This window comes from Streptomyces sp. NPDC000941 (assembly GCF_053599555.1).
The window spans coordinates 24,437-27,572 of sequence record NZ_JBSFMM010000150.1 but is presented as its reverse complement, the minus strand read 5'-3'; the positions used below and the strand labels follow the sequence as shown (position 1 = coordinate 27,572).

At 62.6% G+C, this 3,136-nt stretch carries 3 protein-coding genes; 2 read left to right on the top strand and 1 reads right to left on the bottom strand.

What is annotated here, in order from left to right; translation table 11 throughout:
- The coding region (locus tag ACWDSL_RS36070; protein ID WP_450492166.1) for an IS3 family transposase at window positions 1–547 on the top strand (547 nt) is incomplete at its 5' end.
- A gap of 67 nt (window positions 548–614) precedes the next feature.
- Entirely contained in the window at window positions 615–923 is a 309-nt protein-coding gene (locus ACWDSL_RS36065; protein WP_450492165.1) for an integrase core domain-containing protein, read from the top strand.
- 1,664 nt (window positions 924–2,587) lie between these two features.
- Here ACWDSL_RS36065 and ACWDSL_RS36060 read toward each other — a convergent pair.
- Window positions 2,588–3,088: a hypothetical protein gene (locus ACWDSL_RS36060; RefSeq protein ID WP_450492164.1), complete on the bottom strand. Its 501-nt coding sequence runs from the start codon at window positions 3,086–3,088 to the stop codon at window positions 2,588–2,590.
- Between the last annotated feature and the right edge of the window lie 48 nt (window positions 3,089–3,136).

The following is a 3,136-nucleotide window of genomic DNA, read 5'->3' as shown; positions in this document are numbered from 1 at the left end:
GCCCGGATGGCCGGACCGTGCACTGCTCGCTGCCCTGTCCCGACTGCTCCCCCGCGCCCTGCGCGAACACCGGATCGTCTCACCGCGCACCCTGCTGGCCTGGCACCAGCGTCTGGTGAAGCAGAAGTGGACGCAGTCGCCGTCTACCGGGCGGCCTCCGCTGCCCGAGGAGATCCGCGACCTGATCATCCGGCTCGGCACCGAGAACTCCCGATGGGGATTCCGGCGCGTGCACGGCGAACTGCGCCGCCTCGGGTACAAAGTCAGCCCCGCCACCGTCCGTCGGGTGCTGCGTGCTGCCGGTCTCGGTCCCGCGCCGCGCCGCCAGCCGGCGCGCGGTGAGTGGGCTGCCTTCCTCAAGGCCCAGGCCAACGGCCTGCTCGCCACCGATCTCTTCCATGTCGACACCATCAGCCTGCAGCGGCTCTACGCACTGTTCGTCATGGAGGTGCATACCCGCACCGTCCATATCCTCGGCGTCACCGCTCACCCCACCGCCGCATGGGTCACTCAGCAGGCCCCGGCAGTTCCTGTGGCAACTTGGTGAGCACGCATCAGAATTCACTCACCTCATCCGCGACCGGGACGCGAAATTCACGGCCGCTTTCGACGCCGTGTTCGCCAGCGAGGACATCACTGTGACCAAGATCCCTCCACGCAGCCCCAACTGCAACCCACACGCAGAACGCTTCATCCGCTCAGCACGGGAGGAATGCACTGACCGTGTCCTGCTCTTCGGCCGTGGTCACGCCGAGAAAATCCTCCACGACTACGCACACCACTTCAACAGCCACCGACCCCACCAAGGCCGAGACCAGCTGGCGCCCAGCGACAACCCGAACGTCATCCCCCTGCCAGCAGCCAGGATCAAACGCCGACAAGCCGTCGCCAGCCTCATCAACGAGTACCACCGAGCCAGCTGACCATAGGAAAAATCCCAGCTCACAATCGGTGAAGCCTTTTTGAAGCGCTACGGTCACCAATCCGCGCAAATTGGCCCCGAATTGTGAATCAATAATCGTTTTACTCATGGAAAATCCCGCAACATCGAAGAGTGGGAGTTGCCGCGAGGGCACGATAAAGCCTCGAAAGCGGGCAAGAAGTAACAGTAGTGATGTTGCCGCAAATACACCGGGAAGCGATGTCGAGGCTACCCCTGGAGTGCCATTCGCTACCTTCTCTCGTATGTGCTTTCCTATGGTCGTCAACAACGATACCCAGGCCGATGACCTGGAGGCAAGGGGTGATGATCGCCACTTGTGGTGACGCGAAAGCGGAGAATAGCGTTCCGCTGGTTAGGTGCCTTAAGTCTTAGAGTCCAATGGCATCGGCGCCTCGCGCCGCGGGTGCTGCGGCCGCCCAACTCCGATACATGGGCGAGTCATCGATATCAACCCGTCGCGTGGAACGGACAACGTCGCTAAGGTGATCGTGCTCCTCCGGCCGAACAGTTCGAGGTTCCGTGGGACTGCGGACCAGCGTCGGCAACTTAGGGACCGCGCCGCCCGATCTGCGGGCGTGACAACTTCGAGTGCTCATAGGGGTATCGCGACGTAAGGGTGAAACTCATAGACCTCTAGACGACCTGCTCGCAATCGGGCTCTCTCGCCGAAAACTGGGACAACCGGGAAATCTGTATGGGATCGCCCCGCCGCCGCAGCCACTTGCGCGTGACGCTGAAAGAGAAGAGGAGTAGCACGTGCGGATCGGTGAAAACATCGCACGGAGCGCCGGGAAGCATCCGGCTGTGGCTCCGCCACAGTGCGTGAACCCCGCGATCGGGGTGCGTCCGGGGTCGCGGTCAAAGCGCTCGGTCGGCAGGTCGCTGAGCCCCGCCCGGCTGGTAACGCGGCGGTGCACGCCCCGCTCGCCGGGCGCATCGTGGAGAGGTCGATGCTCAACGGCACGATGATGGGCCATCGCAAGAACATGGAGGTGGCCCAGGTCATCACAAGCCCGCCCTCATCGTCATCGCCTGCGAGCCCCCCGCGTCGCGGCGTGTCAGGGACCGGGCGGGCTCAGAGGTTGAGACGCCAAATACCGGGCGATCGTGAGGTTCGGAAAAGCCTCGGAGTGGGTTCGCGCCTTTCATCTTCGGCGCCGGGACGCGATGGATCGTCCGCACGGCCAATGCTGTGGAATCGGTCAAGGTTGCAATTTTGAATCCGTAAGCTCCTTCAGTCGCTTCCGCAAGGAACAGGTTTTGGTTAAAGTGCGTCAGGCGGTGTGCTGACTGAAGTCGGCATCTCGCCCGTTCTGAACACGGCCATCCGATGCGTTCGGACAGCTTCGCTTATTCATGTCAATGACGTCAAGAAGGCGGGAAATTCGGGGCGAGCCGAGCCTGTCTGGAGCTCGGCCATTGCCCGCGCAGAATTGACGGGGCAGCTCTGAGGGTAGGTCAGCTTTTGTTCGGGGCATTGGCAAGTGCCGTATACGGGGAGGCTTGATTCAACTCATGTCACATGCGCGCAGTGGTGTCATTCGAAACGCCCGTCTCTTCGATCTTCCTCGGCTGATGGAGCTGGAAGAACTCTGCTGGGCCCAGGAGCTGCGGGTCTCCGAGCGGATCATCAGGCAACGGCTGTTATTCCACGCTGAGGGCCAGTTCGTCGTCGAATCCGAGGGGATGGTGTGGGGTGTTGTCTACTCGCAGCGCATCCGCAATATTGAGGACATCCTCTCCGTGAACTTCGACACGGCGGACCGCCTGCACCGGCCCGACGGTCCCATCGCCCATGTGCTCGCCCTGAATGTCGACCCCGGAAAGCAAGGCTTCGGCTACGGTGACGTGCTGCTGGAGCACCTGCTGACGCAGTGTCAGGATGAGAAGGCCGTGGAGGCGGCTGTAAGCGTGATCCGCTGCCGCGACTTCGAGCGACACCCGGGGTTCGAACTTCGCGAGTACATACACGCTACCAATGCGCAGGGCCACTGCTTGGACACAGCTTTGCGTATGCATCAACTGCATGGGGCCCAGATTCGGTGCCTCGTCCCTGGGTATCGGCCCGGTGATCTTGGCGATGACGGACACGGTGTTCTTGTTGCGTACGATCTCCCGCGCCGTTCGGAACGGCTGCGGCAGCACGCGCAGGATAGGGCCACCGCCGTCTCGCGCATTCCGGCGGCCGACCAG